General features: G+C 74.2%; 2 protein-coding genes. Both read right to left on the minus strand.

All coding sequences use genetic code 11. The features are described 5' to 3' along the window. On the minus strand, positions 1–749 hold a 749-nt coding region (locus tag FRW57_RS21750; RefSeq protein ID WP_152187054.1), incomplete at its 3' end, for a spermidine synthase. A gap of 57 nt (positions 750–806) precedes the next feature. Beyond that, the coding region (locus FRW57_RS21755) for a zinc-binding dehydrogenase (RefSeq protein ID WP_152187055.1) at positions 807–1,271 on the minus strand (465 nt) is incomplete at its 5' end.

Below are 1,271 nucleotides of genomic sequence, written 5' to 3' on the forward strand. Positions count from 1 at the left end.
CGCACCCTCCCGACCTGTCGCGCCAGCTGCGCCGCGTCGCGCACGCCGGTCGGCAGGGGTGCTCGAGCCGCCGCCCGCCGCAGACCCGTGACATCCAACGCGCCGCCCGACGCCACTGCCACGACGTTGCCGAAACGCTTGCCCTTGAGCACCTCGTGCGACGCGATCACCGCGACCTCCCCGACGGCTTCCCGCAGCCCCGCGAGCACCCTTGCCACATAACGCAGGCCGGGCTCGTCGGCGAGGTTGAGCAGGGCGAGACCGTCGGGTCGCAGCACACGCGCCACATCGGTCAGGAACTGCACGGTGGTGAGCTCCGCCGGCACGCGGGCCCCGGCATACGCGTCCAGCACCACGACGTCGGCGCTGGCGTCGGCCAACCCCGCGACACCGGTCAGACCGTCCTGCGGCCGCACCCTGATCCGGTGCCGACGCGGCAGGGGCAGCTCGCGTCGCACCAGCTCGGTCAGCGCGACGTTGGGCTCGAGCACGATCTGTGGCGACCCCGGCCGCGCCGCACTGACGTAGCGCGCCAGGGTCATCGCCGCCCCGCCGACATGGGTCACCGCGAGCGGGCCGTCCGGGAGGGTGTCGATGACGGTCGCCAGGTGCTGGACGTACTCGAAGGCCAGGTATGCCGGGTCGTCGAGTGAGACGTGCGACTGCGGCGACCCGTCCATCACGACCGTGACCCCGCCGCGTCCGTCGTCGTCAGGGACCAACTGGACGTCCGGGCCTCCTGGGTTCATGACGGCAACGCTAGCGGCGCGGACGTTCCGCGACCCGGAGCCCGATCCCGGCCCGGCTCAGGGCCGCAGCAGGGTCTTGATGGCGCGCCGCTCGTCCATCGCCGCGTAGGCCTCGGCCACCTCGACGAGCGGCAGCTCGAGGTCGAAGACCCGGCCGGGCGAGATCGCGCCGGAGAGCACCTCGTCGCGCAGCGTGGGCAGGTAGGCCCGGGCCGGTGCCACCCCACCGGCGAGCCCCACGTTGCGCCCGAACATCCGGCCGATCGGCAGCTCCACCCCGTGCGGCACGCCGACGTAGCCCACCGTCGCGCCGGCCCGGGCGCAGTCCAGCGCGGTCGTCATCGACTGGTCGGTGCCCACGCACTCCAGCACCGCGTCGGCGCCGGTGCCGTCGGTCAGCTCGAGGACGGCCGAGACGGCTTCGTCGCCCCGCTCGGCGACGATGTCGGTCGCCCCGAACTCGCGCGCGAGGGCCTGCCGCGGCTGGTGCCGGGACAGGGCCACGACCCGCTCCGCACCCAG

The sequence above is a fragment of the Segeticoccus rhizosphaerae genome (assembly GCF_009192725.1).
GTDB classification, from domain to species: Bacteria; Actinomycetota; Actinomycetes; order Actinomycetales; family Dermatophilaceae; genus Segeticoccus; species Segeticoccus rhizosphaerae.